Annotated in this window: 17 protein-coding genes; 2 read left to right on the forward strand and 15 right to left on the reverse strand. The window is 74.4% G+C overall.

What is annotated here, in order from left to right:
* Positions 1-53: 53 nt before the first annotated feature.
* From hutH to ML5_RS07175, 6 genes are read right to left on the reverse strand one after another with little or no spacing between them, the layout of a single operon-like run.
* Positions 54-1,592 (reverse strand): histidine ammonia-lyase, encoded by a 1,539-nt coding sequence (hutH, locus tag ML5_RS07150; RefSeq protein ID WP_013474235.1) that lies wholly within the window; start codon positions 1,590-1,592, stop codon positions 54-56.
* Positions 1,589-2,758 (reverse strand): imidazolonepropionase, encoded by a 1,170-nt coding sequence (gene hutI, locus ML5_RS07155; RefSeq protein ID WP_013474236.1) that lies wholly within the window; start codon positions 2,756-2,758, stop codon positions 1,589-1,591. Before hutI ends, hutH begins: the two co-directional genes overlap by 4 nt.
* The gene (locus ML5_RS07160) at positions 2,755-4,119 is read right to left on the reverse strand and encodes a formimidoylglutamate deiminase (RefSeq protein WP_041784455.1); all 1,365 of its coding nucleotides are present in this window, start codon (positions 4,117-4,119) and stop codon (positions 2,755-2,757) included. Before ML5_RS07160 ends, hutI begins: the two co-directional genes overlap by 4 nt.
* On the reverse strand, positions 4,116-5,336 hold the full coding sequence (locus tag ML5_RS07165; RefSeq protein ID WP_013474238.1) for an allantoate amidohydrolase: 1,221 nt from the start codon (positions 5,334-5,336) through the stop codon (positions 4,116-4,118). The genes ML5_RS07160 and ML5_RS07165 overlap by 4 nt, the downstream gene beginning before the upstream one ends.
* Before the next feature lie 11 nt (positions 5,337-5,347).
* On the reverse strand, positions 5,348-6,994 hold the full coding sequence (gene hutU, locus ML5_RS07170) for a urocanate hydratase (protein WP_013474239.1): 1,647 nt from the start codon (positions 6,992-6,994) through the stop codon (positions 5,348-5,350).
* Positions 6,995-7,006: 12 nt separating this feature from the next.
* Positions 7,007-7,852: a MurR/RpiR family transcriptional regulator gene (locus ML5_RS07175; protein ID WP_013474240.1), complete on the reverse strand. Its 846-nt coding sequence runs from the start codon at positions 7,850-7,852 to the stop codon at positions 7,007-7,009.
* Positions 7,853-7,966: 114 nt separating this feature from the next.
* Between ML5_RS07175 and ML5_RS07180 the strand changes: the two genes are divergently transcribed.
* Positions 7,967-9,187 (forward strand): hypothetical protein, encoded by a 1,221-nt coding sequence (locus ML5_RS07180; protein ID WP_013474241.1) that lies wholly within the window; start codon positions 7,967-7,969, stop codon positions 9,185-9,187.
* Positions 9,188-9,202: 15 nt separating this feature from the next.
* Here the strand turns inward: ML5_RS07180 and ML5_RS07185 are convergent, their stop codons facing one another.
* From ML5_RS07185 to ML5_RS07215, 7 genes are read right to left on the reverse strand one after another with little or no spacing between them, the layout of a single operon-like run.
* Positions 9,203-10,888, reverse strand: coding sequence for a glycosyltransferase family 39 protein (locus tag ML5_RS07185; RefSeq protein ID WP_236619374.1), 1,686 nt, complete (start codon positions 10,886-10,888; stop codon positions 9,203-9,205).
* Between the two features lie 54 nt (positions 10,889-10,942).
* A complete protein-coding gene (locus ML5_RS07190) occupies positions 10,943-11,782 on the reverse strand; it encodes a glycosyltransferase (protein ID WP_013474243.1) in 840 nt (279 codons plus the stop codon).
* A complete protein-coding gene (locus ML5_RS07195; RefSeq protein WP_013474244.1) occupies positions 11,782-12,699 on the reverse strand; it encodes a glycosyltransferase family 2 protein in 918 nt (305 codons plus the stop codon). The genes ML5_RS07190 and ML5_RS07195 overlap by 1 nt, the downstream gene beginning before the upstream one ends.
* Complete coding sequence (locus tag ML5_RS07200) at positions 12,696-14,030, reverse strand: hypothetical protein (protein ID WP_013474245.1); 1,335 nt, start codon at positions 14,028-14,030, stop codon at positions 12,696-12,698. The genes ML5_RS07195 and ML5_RS07200 overlap by 4 nt, the downstream gene beginning before the upstream one ends.
* Complete coding sequence (locus tag ML5_RS07205) at positions 14,017-15,111, reverse strand: glycosyltransferase family 4 protein (RefSeq protein ID WP_013474246.1); 1,095 nt, start codon at positions 15,109-15,111, stop codon at positions 14,017-14,019. The genes ML5_RS07200 and ML5_RS07205 overlap by 14 nt, the downstream gene beginning before the upstream one ends.
* On the reverse strand, positions 15,108-15,959 hold the full coding sequence (locus ML5_RS07210) for a glycosyltransferase (protein WP_013474247.1): 852 nt from the start codon (positions 15,957-15,959) through the stop codon (positions 15,108-15,110). The genes ML5_RS07205 and ML5_RS07210 overlap by 4 nt, the downstream gene beginning before the upstream one ends.
* A gap of 2 nt (positions 15,960-15,961) precedes the next feature.
* Positions 15,962-17,158, reverse strand: coding sequence for a hypothetical protein (locus ML5_RS07215; RefSeq protein ID WP_230651303.1), 1,197 nt, complete (start codon positions 17,156-17,158; stop codon positions 15,962-15,964).
* Positions 17,159-17,331: 173 nt separating this feature from the next.
* On the opposite strand from ML5_RS07215, the gene ML5_RS07220 reads away from it, so the two are divergent.
* Positions 17,332-18,069: a YveK family protein gene (locus tag ML5_RS07220; protein ID WP_013474248.1), complete on the forward strand. Its 738-nt coding sequence runs from the start codon at positions 17,332-17,334 to the stop codon at positions 18,067-18,069.
* Here ML5_RS07220 and rfbC read toward each other — a convergent pair.
* Together rfbC and rfbA are read right to left on the reverse strand one after the other, a co-directional pair.
* Positions 18,015-18,623, reverse strand: coding sequence for a dTDP-4-dehydrorhamnose 3,5-epimerase (gene rfbC / locus ML5_RS07225; RefSeq protein WP_013474249.1), 609 nt, complete (start codon positions 18,621-18,623; stop codon positions 18,015-18,017). The two genes, ML5_RS07220 and rfbC, sit on opposite strands and share 55 nt — an antisense overlap.
* A complete protein-coding gene (rfbA, locus tag ML5_RS07230) occupies positions 18,620-19,507 on the reverse strand; it encodes a glucose-1-phosphate thymidylyltransferase RfbA (RefSeq protein ID WP_013284379.1) in 888 nt (295 codons plus the stop codon). The genes rfbC and rfbA overlap by 4 nt, the downstream gene beginning before the upstream one ends.
* Between the last annotated feature and the right edge of the window lie 69 nt (positions 19,508-19,576).

Consider the following 19,576-nt stretch of genomic DNA (forward strand, 5'->3'; position numbering starts at 1 on the left):
GGCACCCGGCCGCAGCGCCGACCGGGCACCCGAAGAACGCCGGACCGGCCCGCTCAGGCGAGCGGGCCGATCTCCCGTTCGATCGCCGCGCGCAGCTCCGGGCCGCGTACCACCTCGCGCGCGGCCTCCATCAGCGGCGCGAGGAACACGTCCGGTCCCGGCTCGCCGATGGTGCGGCCGAGCGTGTCGAGCGCCGCCCGTCCGGCCGGTGACGGCGTCAGCGGCGCGCGCAGCTGGAGTCCGCGTACGGCCGCCAGCAGCTCCACCGCGAGCAGGCTGGTCAGGTTGTCCAGCACGGTGCGCAGCTTCTTGGTGGCCGCCCAGCCCATCGAGACGTGGTCCTCCTGCATGCCACTGGTGGGCAGCGAGTCGACCGAGGCGGGCGCGGCCAGCCGGCGGTTCTCCGCCACGATCCCGGCGGCGGTGTACTGGGCGATCATCAGGCCCGAGTTCACCCCGGCGTCCGGCGACAGGAACGCGGGCAGTTCCCGGGAACGGGTGACGTCCAGCAGCCGGTCCACCCGGCGCTCGGCGATGGCGCCCACCTCGGCGGCGGCGATGGCGAGGTAGTCGGCGGCGAAGCCGAGCGGCGCGCCGTGGAAGTTCCCTGTCGACTCGACCCGCCCGTCCGGCAGCACCACCGGGTTGTCCACCACCGACAGCAACTCCCGGCCGGCCACCACCTCGACGAAGTCGAGCGTGTCCCGGGCCGCGCCGGCGACCTGCGGGGCGCAGCGCATCGAGTACGCGTCCTGCACCGCGTGCGCCAGGTCGTCGCGGTGCGAGTCCATCACCGCCGAGCCCTGCAACAGCCGGTGGATGTTCGCCGCCGACGCGGCCTGACCGGGATGCGGGCGGATCGCGTGCAGCTCGGGCAGGAACGGCCGCTCCGAGCCGAGCATCGCCTCGATGGCCAGCGCCGCCGTCACGTCCGCCATGGCGAACAGGTGCCGGGCGTCGGAGACGGCGAGCAGCAGCATGCCGAGCATGCCGTCGGTGCCGTTGATCAGCGCCAGCCCTTCCTTTGCGGCGAGTGACACCGGCTTCAGCCCGACCCGGCGCAGCGCGTCGGCGGCCGGGAGGCGGTCACCGGCCGGGCCGAGCACCCAGCCCTCACCGAGCAGCACCAGCGCGCAGTGCGCCAGCGGCGCCAGGTCGCCGGACGCGCCGAGCGAGCCGTGCTCGGGCACCCACGGGGTGACCTCGTGGTTGAGCAGGTCCACGAGCGCCTCGGCGACCAGCGGACGGACCCCGGAGCGGCCGAGCGCCAGCGAGCGGACCCGCAGCAGCATCATGGCGCGTACCACCTCGCGCGGCATCGGCGCGCCCACCCCGGCGGCGTGCGAGCGGATCAGCGCGTGCTGAAGCTCGGCCCGGCGCTCCGGGGCGACGAACGTGTTGGCGAGGGCACCGAAGCCGGTGGAGACGCCGTACACCGGGCGACCGGCCGCCTCGATGCGGTCCACGATGGACCGGGAGGTCGCCATCGCCTCGGTGGCGGCCGGGTCGAGCACGACCTTGGCGGTGCCGCGGGCCACCGCGAGCACGTCGGCGGGTGTGACGCCGGTGGACAGGATGGTCACTGTGGTCATCGCGGTACTCCGTTGTGCAGGACCTGGCGGATCAGTGGCACGCCCGGCCGGTAGGCCAGGTGCAGGTGGGACGGGGCGTCGAGGACGATCAGGTCGGCCCGCGCCCCGGGGGTCAGCCGCCCCACGTCGGTGCGGCGCAGCGCCGCCGCCCCGCCGGCGGTCGCGGCCCACACCGCCTCCGCCGGGGTCATCCGCATCTCGCGTACGGCGAGCGCGACGCAGAACGGCATCGACGACGTGTACGACGACCCGGGGTTGCAGTCGGTGGCGAGCGCGACTGTGACGCCCGCGTCGAGCAGCCGCCGGGCGTCCGGGTACGGCGACCGGGTGGAGAACTCGGCGCCGGGCAGCAGTGTGGCGACAGTCTCCGAGCCGGCCAGCGCGTCGATGTCGGCGTCGGTCAGGTGGGTGCAGTGGTCGACGCTGGCCGCGCCCATCTCCACGCCGAGCCGGACGCCCGGCCCGGGACCGAGCTGGTTGGCGTGCAGCCGTACGCCCAGACCGGCGGCCTGCCCGCAGGCGAGGATCGCGCGGGCGTGGTCGGCGTCGAACGCGCCCCGCTCGCAGAACACGTCGATCCAGCGGGCGTACGGCGCGGCGGCGGCGAGCATCGGCCCGCACACCAGGCCCACGTAGTCGTCCGGGCGGTCGGCGTACTCGGCCGGGACCACGTGCGCGCCGAGGAACGTGGTGTCGCCTGTGAACTCGGCGGCGATCCGCAGTGAGCGGGCCTCGTCGGCGACGTTCAGGCCGTACCCGCTCTTGATCTCGACGGTGGTGGTGCCCTGCCGCAGCATCTCCGCGCGCAGCCGGCCCACTGTGGCGCGCAGGTCGTCGTCGGAGGCCGCGCGGGTGGCGCCGACTGTGGTCCTGATGCCGCCGCCGGTGTAGGGCTCGCCGGCCATCCGGGCGGCGAACTCGGCGGCCCGGTCCCCGGCGAAGACCAGGTGGGCGTGGCTGTCCACGAAGCCGGGCAGCACCGCGGCGCCACCGGCGTCGATCCGCCGGTCGGCGGCCGGCGCGTGCCGGGCCGGACCGGTCCAGGCCACCTCGCCGTCGGAGATGAGCAGCGCGGCGTCGCGGCGGATGCCGAGCGGGTCGCCGTCGCGGCCGTCGTTGGTGACCAGCTCGCCGATGTGGTCGACGAGCAGGCTGCCGCGCGTCACGAGTCCTCCTTCGCGGTCACCGCCGCGATCGCGTCCCGCAGCTCGGTGGGTACGTCCACGGTCAGGTGCCGGCCGCCGTCCACCACGGGCCGGCCGTCCACCACGACGCTCGTCACGTCCGCGGCGGTGGCGGCGAAGAACGCGCCGACCGGCGGCACCCCGGCGGTGCGGGCGCTGTCGAGCCGTACCGTGACCAGGTCGGCCCGCTGCCCGACGGCGAGCCGGCCGGCGTCGCCCCAGCCCAGCGCGGCGTGCCCGCCGACGGTGGCGGCGGTGAGCAGCTCGGCCGGCGTGAAGTGCCCCCGCCTGCGGGTACGCAGTCGCTCGTCCATCTCCAGCGCGCGGGCCTCCTCGAACAGGTCCACCACGGCGTGACTGTCGCTGCCCAGACTCAGCGGGCTGCCCGCGTCGGCCATCCGGCGTACCGGGCCGACCCCGTCGGCCAGGTCGCGTTCGGTGGTGGGACAGACGCAGACCCGGGTACGGCTGTCGCCGAGCAGCGCCACGTCGGCGGCGGTCGGGTGGGTGGCGTGCACGGCTGTGGTGTGCGGGCCGAGCACGCCGTGGTCGGCCAGCAGCCGCGTCGGGGTGCACCCGTGCACGGCCCGGCAGGCGTCGTTCTCGGCCGGCTGCTCGGACAGGTGCACATGCAGCGGCAGTCCGTTGCGGTCGGCCCAGCCGGCCACCGTGGCGAGCTGCCCGGCCGGGACCGCGCGCACCGAGTGGATGGCCGCGCCGAGCCGGACGTGCTCGTCGGACGGGCGGAACGCGTCCACCCGCTCCGCCCAGCGCAGCGCGTCGCCGTCGCCGAACCGGCGCTGCGGCCCGGCCAGCGGCGCACCGTCCACGCCCCCGGCCAGGTACGCGGTGTCCAGCAGCGTGAGCCGGATCCCGGCGTGCGCGGCGGCCTCCACGAGCGCGGCGGACATGGCGTTCGGGTCGTCGTACGGGGTGCCGCCGGGACCGTGGTGCAGGTAGTGGAACTCGCCCACGCAGGTGATCCCGGCCAGCGCCATCTCCGCGTACACGGCGCGGGCCAGCGCCAGGTAGGAATCGGGGTCGAGCCGGATCGCGACGGCGTACATCAGGCTGCGCCAGGACCAGAAGTCGCCGCGCCCGTCGTGGGTGCGCCCGCGCAGCGCCCTGTGGAACGCGTGCGAGTGGGCGTTCGCCAGGCCGGGCACCGTCAGGCCGGGCAGCCGGACCGCGTCGCCGAGCACCTCGACCCCGGCGGTCGGCGGACCGTCCACGGTCAGCGGGGTGACAGCGGTGAGCCGCCCGTCGGTCGCCTCGATCAGCACGTCCCGGGTGGGCTCGGCGCGATCGGGCAGCCAGGCGTACTCGGCCAGCCAGCGGGTCAGCGGCATGCCAGCTCCTCCAGCACCCGGGCCAGGGCGGCCACCCCGGCGGCGCAGTCGGCGTCGGTGGCCGCCTCGGCGGGGGAGTGCGACACCCCGGTCGGGTTGCGCACGAACAGCATCGCGGTGGGCAGGTGCGCCGCCAGCACGCCCGCGTCGTGCCCGGCGCCGGTGGGCAGCACCGGCGCGCCGAGCAGCGCGGCCAGCCGGTCGGCCAGCCCGCGGTCGAACGCGACGAGCGGGGTCGCCGACTCCTGCGTGCAGGTCAGCGCGGTCCCGTCGCGGCCGGCCCGGTCGGCGGCCTTGGTGCGTACCGCCTCGACCAGACCGTACAGCGTCTCCGCCTCGGCCGCCCGCGCGTCCAGCCAGCCGGTGACCCGGGACGGGATCGCGTTCGTGGCGTTCGGCTCGACCGACACCCGGCCCACCGTGGCGTGCACGTCGCGCAGCCGGGCCTCCTTGTTCGCCGCCAGCACAGTGAACGCGTAGGTGAGCATCGGGTCGCGGCGGTCGGCCATCCGTGTCGTACCCGCGTGGTTGCCCTCGCCGGTGAAGTCGAACCGCCACCGGCCGTGCGGCCAGATCGCGGAGGCCACCGCGACCGGCGCGTCCAGGTCGACCAGCGCGCGGCCCTGCTCGACGTGCAGCTCCACGAAGGCCGCGAAGCGGCCGAGCAGCGCCCGGTCGGCGCCCGCCGGCCGCTCGCCCAGCGCCTCGGCGAAGGTCGTCCCGGCCTGGTCGCGCAGCCCGGCCGCGCGGTCGACGTCGATCTCGCCGGTGAGCAGCCGAGACCCCAGGCAGGGTACGCCGAACCGCGCGCCCTCCTCCTCCACGAACGCGGCCACCACCACCGGCCGGTCCGGGGTGACGCCCGCGGCCCGCAGCTCGTCCACGGCGAGGAACGCGCTGACGATGCCGAGCGGACCGTCGTACGCGCCGCCGTGCGGCACCGAGTCGAAGTGGCTGCCGGTGAGCACCGCATCGCCGGCGGCCGGGTCGCCCCACCAGGCGAACAGGTTGCCGTTGCCGTCCTGCTGAACCGGCATCCCGCGGGCGTCGGCCTGGTTGTGGAACCACTCCCGCAGCCGCAGCTCCGGTTCGGTCAGTGCGTAGCGCAGGTAGCCGCTGCTGCCCTCGTCGCGCCCGATCGGCGCGATCTCGTCCCACAGCTTCCGGAACCCGTCAGGAAGGGACCCTTCCTCTACCGAATGCGTTAACAAGGGGCCCTTCCTTACTCGGCCATCGGGACGCGGACGCCGGTGCGCCCGGCGACCTCGCGGGCGTCGTCGTAGCCGGCGTCGACGTGCCGGATCACGCCCATCGCCGGGTCGTTGGTGAGCACCCGCTCGATCTTCTGCCCGGCCAGGGCGCTGCCGTCGGCCACGCAGACCTGCCCGGCGTGGATGGACCGGCCGATACCGACGCCGCCGCCGTGGTGGATGGACACCCAGGACGCGCCGCTGGCGGTGTTGACGAGCGCGTTCAGCAGCGGCCAGTCGGCGATCGCGTCGGAGCCGTCGGCCATCGCCTCGGTCTCCCGGTAGGGGCTGGCCACGCTGCCGCAGTCGAGGTGGTCCCGGCCGATCACCACCGGCGCGCTCAGCTCGCCGGAGGCCACCATCTCGTTGAACCGCACCCCGGCGCGGTCACGTTCGCCGTAGCCGAGCCAGCAGATCCGCGCCGGCAGGCCCTGGAACGCGACCCGCTCGCCGGCCATCCGGATCCACCGGGCGAGGGACTCGTTCTCCGGGAACAGGTCGAGGATGGCCCGGTCGGTGGCGGCGATGTCCTTCGGGTCGCCGGAGAGCGCGGCCCAGCGGAACGGGCCCTTGCCCTCGCAGAACAGCGGCCGGATGTACGCGGGCACGAACCCGGGGAAGTCGAACGCCCGCTCGTATCCGCCGAGCTCGGCCTCGCCCCGGATCGAGTTGCCGTAGTCGAAGACCTCCGCGCCCGCGTCCAGGAAGCCGACCATCGCCTCCACGTGCTTCGCCATCGACGCCCGGGCCCGGTCGGTGAACTCGGCCGGCTCGGCCGCCGCGTAGTCCCGCGCGTCGCCGAGGTCCACGCCCTCCGGCAGGTACGACAGCGGGTCGTGCGCGCTGGTCTGGTCGGTCACGATGTCGATGGCGAAGCTCCGGCGCAGCAGCTCGGGGAAGACGGTGGCGGCGTTGCCGACCACCCCGACGCTCAGGGCCCGCCGGTCCCGCTTCGCGGCGAGCGCCCGCTCGACCGCGTCGTCAAGCGAGTCGGCGATCTCGTCGAGGTAGCGGTCGTGCGCCCGCCGCTCCAGCCGGGACCGGTCCACGTCCACAATCAGGCAGGCACCGCCGTTCATGGTGACCGCCAGCGGCTGCGCGCCGCCCATGCCGCCGCACCCGGCGGTGAGCGTCAGCGTGCCGGCGAGCGTGCCGCCGAACCGCTTCTCGGCCACCGCGGCGAACGTCTCGTACGTGCCCTGGAGGATGCCCTGGGTGCCGATGTAGATCCAGGAACCGGCGGTCATCTGCCCGTACATGGTCAGGCCCAGCGACTCCAGGCGGCGGAACTCCGGCCAGGTGGCCCAGTCGCCGACCAGGTTGGAGTTGGCCAGCAGCACGCGCGGCGCCCACTCGTGGGTGCGCATCACCCCGACCGGGCGGCCGGACTGCACGAGCATCGTCTCGTCGTCGCGCAGCTCGGTCAGCGTCCGCACCAGCGCGTGGTACGACGGCCAGTCCCGGGCCGCCTTGCCGGTGCCCCCGTAGACCACCAGGTCCTCGGGGCGCTCGGCCACCTCCGGGTCGAGATTGTTCATCAGCATCCGCAGGGCGGCCTCCTGCGGCCACCCCTTCGCGGTGCGTGCGGTGCCGCGGGCGGCGCGGACGGGCTGGTGCATCTCGTACTCCTCTCAGCCGAGGAACAACTGGCGGCGGGCGGCGGACGACTCGAACGCCTCGAGCCGGTTCTGGGTCTCGGCCGGTGCGGCGTCGCAGATCGCCTGGAGCACCACCATGGCCAGCGTCATCGGTGCGGTGTGCAGATCGAAGACCAGGTCGGCGCCGACGGCGGCGGGCAGCACCACCTCGGCGTGCTCGGTGGCCGGGCTCACCGGCGAGTCGGTGATCGCCACGACCGTCAGCCCGGCGTCCCGGGCCTCGCGCAGCGCGTCCAGGGTCTCGCGGGGGTAGCGGGGCAGCACGAACGCCAGCATCGCCGTCGCGCCGGCCGCGACCGCCTGGTCCAGGCGGTCGACCAGCATGCTGCCGCCGTCGTCGAGCACCCGCACGTCCGGGTGCACCTTGGCGGCGAAGTACGCGAAGTACGCGGCGAGCGGCGCGGCGGCTCGCAGCCCGAGCACCGGCAGTGGACGGCTGGCCGCGAGCAGCTTCCCCACCTCGGCGACCCGGCCGGCGTCGGCGAGCTGAGCGGCGAGCCGGTCGAGATTGTCCCGCTCGGCGTGCACCGCCCGTTGCAGGGCGTTGCCGGCGGCCGGTCCGGCCGACCCGGTGACAGTGAGTTCCCGCAGGCGGCGGCGCAGCGCGGGGTAGCCGTCGTGCCCGAGCGCCATGGCGAACCGGGTCACCGACGGCTGGCTGACGCCTGCCAGCTCGGCCACCTCGGCGGCGGACAGGTACGCCGCCGCGCCCGCGTGCCGCACCAGGCAGTGGGCGATGCGGCGCTGGGTCGGGGTGAGCCGTACGCCGTGGAACAGGTCGAGCAGGCGGTCAGGGGAGGCCGCACTGCTTTCATTCACGAGCTGACTCTATGCATGAAAACTTTCAGAGCGCAAGAGTGGCCCGACCGCAGGGAGATCCGACGGGCGTGCTCTCTGTACTATCCGCACGGCGGGTGAGCAGAGGAGTGGGGCATGCAGCCGGAAGGTCCGTACAGGTTCACCGAGGTGCTGGGCGAGTGCCAGGTCGGCAGGGCCTGGGCCGCGCTCGACGGGCAGGACCGCGCGCTGACCGTGGCGGTTCTGGACGGCGCCGCAGCCGGTGACCAGCGCTGGCGCGAGGCGTTCACCAACGCGGCGAACGTGCTGGCCCAGACGCCCGGCGGCCACCGGTACGTCAACTCCGACTTCGCCGCCGGCCAGCCCTGGGTGGCGTACCCGTCCGAAGAGGACGGCGCGGCCGAGCGGCTGTTCCGCAGCCTGGGCATGGACTACCAGCGCACCGCCACCGCCGAGATCCTCCCGCCGCCCCCGCCGGTGTCCGCGCCGCCGCAGCAGGTCTCGTCCCCGCCGCAGTTGCCGTGGAGCCCGCAGCCGTGGGCGATGACGCCGCAGCAGCCGGTCTCCGGCGCGCCCGTCTCGTCCGGCGCGCCCGTGTCGCCCGGCATGCCGGTGTCACCCGGCATGCCGGTGTCGCCGGGCATGCCGGTGCCGGCGATCCCGGCCCAGGCCACCGCCCCGGATCCGCTCGTGCCGACCGGCGGTCCCCGGATCGCACCGGTCGCCCGCCCGCCCAAGAGCCGTACCGGCCTGTGGATCGGAGGTCTGGTCATGGCGGCGGTGCTGGCCGGCGGCGCCGGTCTGCTGGCCGGACGGTCGCTCGCCGACGGTGGCGAACCGTCCACTCCGGCGGCCAGCGCCTCCCCGGCGCTCTACGAGGCCACCCAGCAGTCGCTGAACAAGGCGAAGTTCGACGCCACGCTCATGCCGATCGCCGAGCCGTGGCTCGACGGGGTGGGCGGTTGCGCGATCAACACCGAGAAGAGCGGCCCCGGGCTCGCCGCCGGCGAGAAGCAGCACGTCTTCTGCCGCTACCTGGGCGTGTCGGTGCACTTCGCCGAGTACGAGTCGGCCGAGAAGAAGGAGGCGGCGCGCGCCTTCCGCCAGCAGATGGGCATCATCGGCCGAGCGCTCGCACCGGGTATGCGGGAGGCCGGCCCGGCCACCGGCGGCGTCAGCGGGGCGCAGGGCAGCTACGTCGAGTACGCCGGCAACGGCCAGGACGGCCGCCCGGTCTGCGGCATCTGGTGGGGCCGCGACGACAACACGAGCGCGATCTACATGGAGACGCCGTGCGGCGCCGGGCTCGGCGGCAACTGGGACGCCCTGCGCGACCTCTGGCAGCGGCACAGCTAGGACGCCGCGCGCCCGCTAGCGGACGCGGGCGCCGTTCGGCGGCGGCACCAGGCAGACGTCGCTGCCCTTGGTGACGCCCGCGGCCAGGTCGAAGCGGACCACGCGCGCCCCGCTGAACTGCCGCTCGGTGACCGCCACGCCGCTGCCGCCGAGCCGGACGATGACGTCCCGGTTCGCCCCGTCGGCCCAGTCGGTGGCCTGGAACAGCCAGACCCGGGATCGTCCGGGCAGCAACGCCGACACGGTCCGCCCCGGGCACCCGCCGGGGCCGGCCGCGACCACATAGGCGTCCGCCGCCGGGCCGTACCACGCCTGGGCGTTCCACGAGACCGTGGTGGCCAGCACCAGGTCACCCGGGCGGCGTTTGTCGTCCAGGTAGCCCAGCGCGCCCCGGTAGTCGACGGCGTTCGCGCCGCCGCCCTGGGCGAAGGCCCGCGCCGGATGCACAGTCGCCACCACTGCGGTGGCCAGCTGCGGAACGGCGAGCGCGAGCAGGAGCACCACCCCGACCACCCACCTGATCCGGGCGGGCAGGCCGGCCCGCATCGGTGGCGGTGCGACGGCGAGCGCGGCGAGCAGCAGGCAGGCCGGCACCGCGTAGAGCGCCAGCCGGCCGTTGAACGGGTAGACCGACACGGCCGCGCCGGCCAGCCCCGCCGCCAGCGGCGTGAGCAGGACCAGCACCGCCACAGTGGAGATCCGGCGCAGCCCGGCGGCCGTGCCCAGCACCAGCAGCGGTACGACGACCCACGCCGACCAGGCCACGAACGGCACTGTGGCGAGACTCCGGTACGTCGCCGCGAGCCATTCCACTGTGGCGGCCAGGTCGGTGAGCGAGTGCGCCGGATAGATCGACTTCGCCCGCCAGTACGCGGCGAGCTGCGGATCGGCGAGTCCCGGCGCCAGGAACAGCACGTACACCACGAGTGCGACCACGCCCCAGGCCGGCGCCGGGGCGAGGAACCGGCCCAGTTCACGCCACCTGCTCGCCCACTGCCGATCCGGGCGGGACAGCGCGTACCCGCCCAGCAGCACGCCGAGCGCGCCGGTGACCGGAATGGACAGGGTGCTGACGAACGCCATGACCGCCGCGGTCGACCAGAACACCGCCGACCGGGCCCAGGTGACGCCGTCCCGGACGAGCAGCAACGCCAGCCCGACCACGAGCGTGACGCCGAACGCCTCGGCGCTGTACTGCTTCAGCTCGTTGGAGTAGCCGATGAGGAACGGTGCGACGGCGACCAGCAGCAACGCCGCCAGCGCGGCGAGCGGCGGCAGGAGTGCCCGGCCGAGCCACGCCACGAGCGGCAGCAGCGCCAGCCCGAACAGCAGCGGCACCAGCCGCAGCGCCCGCTCACCGTCGCCGAACTGCTCGAACGCGAACCGTTCCAGCCACAGCCAGCCGGGCGGCGCCGACTGGCTGAACGCCAGCGGCTGCAACAGGTCCAGGTAGCCGCGCTCCCGGATGTTGTGCGCCACGTACAGTTCGTCGCTCCAGAAGCTGCGCGCGTACGCCCACTGCCGGATCCGCAGCACGGCGCCCAGCGCGACGAGCAGGCCCGCGACGGACCAGTACGGGGACCGGCTCAGCCGGTCCCACGCGAGCGCGACGAGCGCCACCGGCGTGCCCGGCCGCGACGGCACCGGCGTCGCCGACGCGGGCGCCATCGAGGGGGAGAAGGCCGGGCGTGTCACGGACACGGCGAGACGGTATCAAAGCGTCATTCACGTCAGCGGCCCCGCGACCGGCTTCGATCACTGGCCGGCGCGGTCCGGCGTGGACGGGGTGGCGGAGACCGCCGTGCCGACCAGCCCGGCGGCCCGGCGGTGCCGGCGTGCCGGTCGCGGCAGGCCGACCAGGAACTCCGGGAACATGCCGAAGAACGTCCGGGCGCTGCGCAGCTCCAGCGTGTGCGCCCGGGACCAGCGCACCGAGTTGGTCGCGCGCGCCCAGTGGTGGGTCCACCGCACGTCACCGAGCACCGCCACCGGCATCCCGTTCCGCCAGGCGCGCAGCCCCAGCTCGTGATCCTCGTAGTAGAGGAAGAACCGCTCGTTCCATCCGCCCAGCTCGGTGACGTCGGCGGTCCGGCCGGCCACCGCCGCGCCCATCACCCAGGCCACGTGGCGCGTCTCGCCGGGCGCGGCCACCAGCCGGTACGCGGCGTGCAGCCGGGACAGCGGCCACACCTTCCGGTTGCCGAGTTTCGCCGTCGCGTACGGGAAGCCGCGCCCGTTGGCCTGCGGTGTGCCGTCGGTGCCGAGCAGTTGCGGCGCGACCAGTCCGCCGTGCGTGTCCAGGTGCCGGGCCAGCACGTCCAGGTCGTCCGGGCGCACCTCCAGGTCCGGGTTGGCGAACAGCACGTACCGGCCGGTCGCCTCGCGCAACGCGACGTTGTTGGCGCGGGAGAAACCGACGTTCTCCGGCAGCCGGATCACCCGCGCGCCCAGCTCCTCGGCGACCGTCGCCGAGTCGTCGGCCGAGGCGTTGTCGACCACCAGCCACTCGTACGGCTTCGGACCGCGCCAGCAGCGGCGCAGCGTGTCCGCCGAGTGGTAGCTGACAGTCACCACTGTCCATGGCTGTGCCGTCATCACGCCCTCCGAGCGGTCAGGTAGCCGAGCAGGGACGCGAACCCGAACCGCGGCCCGGTCCAGCGGCGGCGGGCCGCCGGCCCCTCCACGAGCCCGCGTCCGATGCCGCGCAGGAACGGGCGCAGCAGGCCCTGCCGGATCCGCCGGGCGGCGAGCGCGAGGTGTGCGAGCGCCAGCACCGGCACCGCCACGAGCAGCAGCGGCCAGGTGAACGTGCGGGACGCGACCAGCAGCCGGTTGCGGGCCAGCAGGAACGCCCGGAACCCCTGCAACCGGTCGTCGCCGTCCACGCTGTGCCCGCCCGCGTGCGGCAGCACCACGTCCAGCCCGCGCGTGCGCAGCCCGGAGGCGTAGAGCCGGAACGCCAGGTCGGCGTCCTCGCCCCAGGCGAACAGGTGCTCGTCGAAGCCGCCGAAGCGCCGGTACAGCGCGGCCGGGAAGACCGCCGCGCCGCCGGACGGGCCGAGCGGGGCACGACTCGCCGTGGACCGTCTGTCGATGAACAGCGACACCGGGTTGAGGTCGATGCCCACGTACTCGCCGCCGTGCATGGCGAGGCCGACAGCGAGCGGGGCGTCCGGGTCGGCGGCGACGGCGGCGCAGACCCGGGCCAGCGCGTCGTCGGGCAGCCACACGTCCGGGTTCAGCAGGAGCAGGTGGCTCGTGGTGACCGTCGCCGCACCCCGGTTGCAGCCGGCCGCGAAACCCGGGTTGGTGGAGTCGGGCAGGTACGCGTACCGGTCGGCCGGCAGGTGCCGGGCGATCACCTCGGCGCACCCGTCGGAGGGCCAGTTGTCCGCGAAGACGAACCGGACCGGCAGGTCACCGGCGCTGCGGACCCAGGTCGGCAACGTCTCGGCGAGCATGCCGGCGGACCGGTAGAGGACGGTGACCACTGTGAGCCCGTCGAACGTCATGCCGTGCTCCTGCCCAGCCGGTGCAGCACCCAGAGGCCGGGCACCAGGCTCAGCCAGGTCGGATAGATCAGCGGATACAGCTCGTAGACGCCGAACAGCGCGAAGTAGACGACGAACGCCCGCGCCAGTTGCCCGGCCGGCGCGCGGGAGAACTCGAACCACCGTTCGGTCGCGCCCACCGCCAGCCCCAGCGCGGCCAGGAAGAACACCGCCCCCAGTGGGCCGTAGTCGAGCAGCGGGATGGCCACGAACGTCGCGGTGTTCATCAGGTACGGCTGGCTGAGCTGGGACGTCAGGCCGTACAGGTCCGCCTTGCCGACGATCGGCTCGACCCGGGAGCCGAGGAACGTCAGCGAGTACGTGCCGTACCGGGGTTCCAGGTGCTCCCGCTGTGACCACACCCGTCCGAACGTCTCGGTGGACGAACTCAGCGACAGGTCGAGCGATCCGGCGCTGCTGGTCAGCGCGTTGCTGCCGTAGCGGGCCCGGAACTCGGTCTCGAACGCACCGGTGCCGGCCATGGTGCGCTGCCCGCCGAGGAACACCGCCGCGCCGAGCGCCACCGCGCCGATCAGCAGCACCACAGGCGTCCGCGCGGCCAGGAACGACGCGGCCCGTCCCCGGGTACGCCGGACCGACAGCGCCGCGATCAGCGCGGGCGCGACGCCCACCAGCACCGAGTTCTTGCTCGCGCCGAGCGCGGCGCCGACGGTGAAGACAGCCGTGAGCGCGTAGTAGACAGGCAGCGCCCGGCCGCGCGCGGACAACGCGCGCAGCAGCGACACGGCCATGCCGAGCGTCCACGCCTCGGACAGCAGTCCGATGATCAGGTTCGACTGCTCGCGCAGCACCTGCCGGGCGGCGTCCGGGTTGTCGGCGAGCAGCGGCGGCACAGTGCCCCGGAACCGGATCGCCGCGGTCACCACCGCGACGCCGAGCAGCACGAGCAGGTACGTCAGCAGGCGCCGCTCGGACGGCCAGGACAGCGCCGGACGGGACCGGTCGCCGTCCTCGTCCCGCCTGTCGATCAGCCGCCGGCCCACCGCCCAGGCCAGCAGGAAGACCGTGACGTAACCGGCGAGCACCGGCAGCACGCCGCGCCCGGCCCAGGAGTCGTACGGGCCTGGTAACACCCGTACGGCCAGCAGTGCGGCGGTCCAGACGGCGGCGCAGGCGGCGAGCGCCCACATCCGCAGGCGCGCGGCGAACAGCGTGCCGACCGCCAGCGCGAGCGCGACGGCGAACCCGGCGTCGAGCGTGGCCAGCAGCAGGGCCGCGCCGAGCGCGAACGGGATCCCGACCGACCAGAGGCGTCGCTCAGCGGGTGCCACGGGCGACCGTCCGGTACAGGTCGTGCCAGTTGTCCACGCATCCGTCGAACGAGTGCCGGTCGGCGTACTGCCGGGCCAGCTCGCGTCGCCGCTCGTCCCACGCGGCCGGGTCGGTGGCCGTCCGCACGGCGGCGGCCAGTGCCTGCGGCGTCAGGTCCGCCCGGTACGCGAGCACGCCGTCACCGGCGGCTGTCACCTCGGTCAGGCCGCCCGCGCCCGAGTGCACCACCGGCACACCCAGCGACATCGCCTCCAGCGCGCTGCGCCCGAACGCCTCCACCCGGGACGGCACCAGCAGGCAGTGCAGCCGTTGCAGGAACGGCGCGGCGTCGACCCGGCCGACCAGGTGCAGGTTCGGCCGCTCCTCGACGTCGACGGTGCCCGCGCCGGCGACCAGGAACTCCACGTCCGGCAGCGCGGCGGCGACGTCCCCGAGCAGGTCGGCGCCCTTCTCCCGTTCCAGCCGGCCGAGGAAGCCGACCCGCACCGGGCCGTCCGGTGCGAGACCGCCGGTGTCGGTCACCTGCGGCCAGATGGCCGGCAGCGGGTTCGGGATCACCCGCACGTCGCGGATCCGCCCGCGTACCCGAAGCTCGTGGGCCTCGAAGCCGGAGACCGCGACCGTCGCGTGCGGCCGCAGCCGCCGGAACATCAGGTCGGTGCTGATGTTGGCCTGCACCGCGGCCTTCGCGCGCAGCGTCTCCGCCGTGTCGCGGTACTGCCAGAGGCTGTTGTGCAGCGTCACCACCAGAGGCGTGCGGCGGCCCCGCACGCCCAGCCCGGCGCGGGCGTGCATCGCGGCGGAGAGCAGGTGCGCGCTCACCACGTCCGGCCGCAGCTCCTCGACGAGGGCGCGGATGCCGCGCGCGTACCCCAGGTCCACCCGCTTGGCCGCGCCCAGCGGACGCCACGGCACGCCCGCGTCCCGCAACGCCGCCGCCACCTCGTCCTCAGGGGTGGCGGCGACCACGTCGACGCCGCGAGCAGCGAGCGCGGGCAGCATCTCGATCAGGAAGCGCTCGGCGCCGCCGAGCTGCCGCCGCCCCGACCCGCCGGTGGTGCAGACGAACAGCACCCTCATCGGACGCCCATGCCTTCCAGGGCGCCGCGGGCGATCGCCCGCCGCGCCGCCCCGCCGCCCACCGCCGCCCGGGCGAGCACCCCCAGCGTGTACGCGGAGCAGGCCACCGTGCCCCGCCACCCGGCCAGCTCACGGCTGGCCCGGATGAACTCGCGGGTCTGCCGGCGGGAGATCTCCTCGGCCGCCCACCGGCGCTTCGCGCTCGCATCGTCCTCGTGCGTGACCACCGCGTCCGGCAGGTACGCCAGGCGCAGCCCCAGCCGGCGTACCGCCCAGCACAGCCGCAGGTCCTCGGAGTAGAAGAACGACGACTCGTCCACGCCGCCGATCCGGTCCAGCGTCTCCCGCCGGATCGCCACGAACGGCCCGGAGAGCCAGTCACCACGCTCCGGCGGGGCCACGATCCGCAGCCTCGGGAACACCAGGCTGAGCCCGGTGGCGTGCGCGAATCCGGTGCCCACCGTGAGGAACCGGCCGGCGGCGGTCTGGTCCCGGCCGGTCGCGTCGAGCACCTTCGGGAACGCCGCGCCCACGGCCGGGTCGTCCAGTTCGGCCACGAGCCGCTCGATCGCGCCGGGCCGCACCAGGATGTCGTTGTTGGACAGCACCACCCGGGACCGGGTGCTGTGCCGGACACCGAGGTTCATGCCCTTGGCGTAGCCGAGGTTCGTCTCCGAGCGCACGTACCGGGCACCGGTCTCGGCGCACATGGCCCGCAGCCGGTCGCTGATCTCGGCGGCGCTGCCGTTGTCCACCACCACGGCCTCCACGCCGTCTGGCAGCGAGCGGACGCAGCCGTCGGTGCGCTCGAAGTCTTCCCAGGTCAACACGACGATTGAGACGTCCACCGCTAGGCCATCCGATTGACGAGGAGGTGCGTGGACCGCTGGAGTCGCTGCCGGGTGCGCAACGCGTAGACGCCGTAGGCGACAGACGACGCGACCGCGGCGCCGAGCGCGCCGGCCCACGGGATGAGCAGAACGTACAGCACCACCGAAACCGACATGGTGACGAGGGCCACGGCGGTGGTGGCCTGCTCGCCCGCGCGCTTGAGCAGCGCCGCGCTCCACGTCTTGCCGGCCGACAGCGCCAGCGTCCCCGGTAGCAGGAGAAGCCCGAAGATCCAGGCGTCGTGGTAGTCGGGCGCCAGCACGCCGAGTACCGCCAGGCCGATCACGGCGAGCGCGGCGATCGGCAGCGCCGAGCGCACGACCTCGCGGCCGTGGTCGCCGATCGCGTCCGGGTCACGCTCGGCCAGGATCCGCTGCGCCCGTACCACCGCGCCGGACTGGGCGAACTCCAGCGCCGCCACCGCCAGCGCGAACACGCCGAGCGCGCCCGCGCCGGCGAACCGGGCCACCAGAACCTGACTCAGCCGGTACGTCAGCATCTGCGCGCACACCCCGACGTGCAGCCGGCCCACCGCGAGCAGGTCGGCGCGGTACTCCGTGCGCCCCGCCGTCGCCGCCGGCACCGGCCCGAACCGCCGCGCCCAGCCCAGCACCGCCACCCCGAGCACCGTCGCGGTGGCGACCTGCACGCCAAGCCAGAGCACGCTCCACAGGCCACCGTCGAGCCGGTGGCCCAGCCAGAGCAGCCCGTACCCGGCCACCAGCACCGCGCCGCCGAGTGCCCGCATGGTGTAGACGAACCAGAACCGCTTGAGGCGCAGGCCGAGCGACGCAGCCGCGTTGAACACGGTGAGCGCGCAGCCCGCACCGATGCCGACCGGGTGGCTGCCCAGCCCGGCCAGCGTGGTCAGCAGCGCCGCGGCCAGCGCGGTCAGGCCGAGCGAGACGGTGAGGATGCCGGCGATCCACAGACGACCGCGCGACATGATCCAGCCGGCCGGACGGGACAGCAGGAACGTGTCCACTGACAGGCCGCCGAGTGCCGCGCCCACAGTGGCGCTCACCATGTTCGCCGCGAGTTCACCGCGTTCCGCAGCCGGCAACGTGACCGACACCAGCGCGGCGAGCCCGGTCAGGCCCAGGGCGGCCAGATAGAGACGCTCGGGGGAGACGATCCGCCGGACCCGGCCTAACACCCGGCGCCCAGGCGCCGGCGCCGGCCGCGAGCCGGCCACGCGGAATCCACTCGTCTTCCCCCAAGATGCGCGGATGTGTGCGGGCCTGTTCTACCCGACATGAGCGCCGTAGCGCAATGGACCCGGCGGGCGGGTACGCCCGCAACGGCCCGCCGCCGGTAGGGTGACGCGTCGTGGACCTCGCCCACTTCCGCGACACGATCGGCAGGCGGTGGCCGATCGTGCTGGCGCTGACACTGCTGTGCGGCGCGATCACCGGGGTCCTCGCCGAACGGCGGCCGCCGGTCTACCGGGCCGAGACCCAGATGGTCGTCACGTTCGCCGCCGAGAAGTCGGCCGCGCCCCAGCCCCGCCCGCCGGCCGACGAGGCGGGCCGGTTGATGCAGCGGCGGGTCAAGACGTACGCCACCATGATGAACACGCCCCGGCTGACCCGCCCGGTGATCGACTCGCTCGGACTGCCGTACACCACCGACGACCTGGCCGGGCGCGTCGTCGCCTCGTCCACAGTGAACTCGCTGGCGATCGACGTGGCGGTCACCGACCGGTCCGCCGGCACCGCCGCCGCGATCGCCGCCGCGCTCGCCGCCGAACTGCAACGGATCGCCGAACGCGACCTGCCGCCCGCCGGGCTCGGGCTCAAGGCCCACGTCGCAGTGGTCCGGGCGGCCGCGCCGCCGCCGCGTTCCGAGCCGGTGCGGTGGCAGTGGTACGCCCTCGGCGGTGCGCTCGGCGGCCTGGCGCTCGGGGTCGGCATCGCGCTGGTGTTCGGCTACCGCCGGGCCGGCACTCCGGTGAGCGCGGACGTGCGGGCGCTCTGGGCGACGACGGTGCGCCGTCCGGCCTGGGTGCCGGGTCAGACCGACGGCAGGGTCGCCGACGCTTCGGTGAAGGAGCGGCAGGCGTCGTAGCCGGGCAGCAGACCCGCGGCGCGCGCCTCGGCCAGCCGTGGCGCTGCCGCGTCCCGCTCGGACAGCAGCGGCGTCGCCGCCGGCCAGTCGATCCCGAGGTCCGGATCCAGCGGGTGCACCGTGTGCTCGGCCGCCGGGTTGTACGTGGCGGAGCAGAGGTAGCTGAGCGTCGCGTCGTCGGTGAGCGCGCAGAACCCGTGCCCCAGCCCTTCGGCCAGGTAGACGGCCCGCCGGTCGGTGTCGTCGAGGCGTACCGCCTCCCACCGGCCGTACGTCGGCGAGCCGGCCCGCACGTCCACCACCACGTCCAGCACCGCCCCGCGTACGCAGGTGACGTACTTGGCCTGGCCGGGCGGTACGTCGGCGAAGTGGATGCCGCGCACCACGCCCCGCGCCGAGACGGACAGGTTGGCCTGCGCCAGCCGCAGCGGACGGCCGACCGCCTCGGCGAGCCGGTCGAAGCGGTACCACTCCAGGAACAGGCCCCGCGCGTCGCCGTGCCGGCGCGGGGTCACCTCCCAGGCGCCCTCGATGCTCAGCGGACGGATCTTCACGACGCGCTCCCCGAACCGGACCGCTCGGCCAGCAGGCCCAGCAGGTATTCACCGTAACCGCTACGCGTCAGCGGATGGGCCAGCATCCGCAGCCGCTCGTCGTCGATCAGCCCGGACCGCCAGGCGACCTCCTCGACACAACCGATCTTCATGCCCTGGCGCTCCTCGATCACCCGGACGAACTCGGCGGCCTGCATCATCGACGTGAACGTGCCGGTGTCCAGCCAGGCGGTGCCCCGGTCGAGGACCGTCACCGTCAGTTCGCCCCACGCCCGGTACGTCTCGTTGATCGCGGTGATCTCCAGCTCGCCCCGGGCGCTCGGCGTCAGCTTGCGGGCGATGTCGACCACCCGGTTGTCGTAGAAGTAGAGGCCCGGCACCGCGTACCGGGACCGGGGACGGGCCGGCTTCTCCTCGATCGACAGCACCCGGCCGGCGTCGTCGAACTCGACCACGCCGTAGTCCTGCGGGTTCGCGACCGGGTACGCGAAGACCCGCCCACCGGCCGGTTCGCCGTGCTGCGCGAGCTGCCGTCCGAGCCCGACACCGTGGAAGATGTTGTCGCCGAGGATCAGCGCCACCGCCTCCTCGCCGACGAAGTCGGCGCCGAGCAGGAACGCCTGCGCGATGCCCTCCGGGCGGGGCTGCTCGGCGTACGTCAGGCGCAGGCCCCACTGGCTGCCGTCGCCGAGCAGCCGCTCGAACTGGGTGCGGTCCTCCGGTGTGGTCACCACCAGGATCTCCCGCACCCCGGCCATCACCAGAGTAGAGAGCGGGTAGTAGACCATCGGCTTGTCGAACACCGGCATCAGTTGCTTCGAGACGGCCCGGGTGATCGGCCAGAGCCGGGATCCGGTGCCACCGGCGAGAAGGATTCCGCGCACCCGCGGAGACTACCCGCGGCGCCGCCGCCCTCGTGGCCCGTCGACCTCCCGCCCGGGCTGCCGGTACGG

The organism is Micromonospora sp. L5 (assembly GCF_000177655.2).
GTDB classification, from domain to species: Bacteria; Actinomycetota; Actinomycetes; order Mycobacteriales; family Micromonosporaceae; genus Micromonospora; species Micromonospora aurantiaca.